We start from the raw sequence: 332 nt of genomic DNA, 5'->3' as shown, positions 1-332 counted from the left end.
CGCGGCGCTCCAGCGCTGCCGTCGTCGGGTTTCCGGACCGGCTGTAGGTGTAGCCGGCCTCCTCGCCGCCGAAGCGGCCCGCCGCCTGGGCGAAGCTGTCGAACTCGAACCCCGCGGTGAGATAGATCGGCGTGACCCGGGCGCCGTGGGCGGCGTCGCGGGACTCTCCCGCATGGACCTGGGCAGTGGTGAACTCCGGCATCCCCCTATGGTGCGGCACGCCCTCCGCCCACACCCCTTCTATTGCGGAAAGCTACGGCGCTCGAGTCATCAAACGGGTCCGAGTGCCGTCTTAACGGTTGGGAGCGACCTCCACGCTCGAACCCGACCCC

At 69.9% G+C, this 332-nt stretch carries 1 protein-coding gene; it reads right to left on the bottom strand.

Annotated features, from left to right (window positions below; all coding sequences use genetic code 11):
• Positions 1 to 202 (bottom strand): PLP-dependent transferase (locus SB775_RS28250; protein WP_410864478.1); only part of this gene is annotated, 202 nt, incomplete at its 3' end.
• Positions 203 to 332 lie beyond the last annotated feature (130 nt).

Source organism: Peribacillus sp. SIMBA_075 (assembly GCF_046534585.1).
The sequence above is the reverse complement of the archived record's forward strand: the minus strand, read 5'-3'. Positions and strand labels throughout refer to the sequence as shown.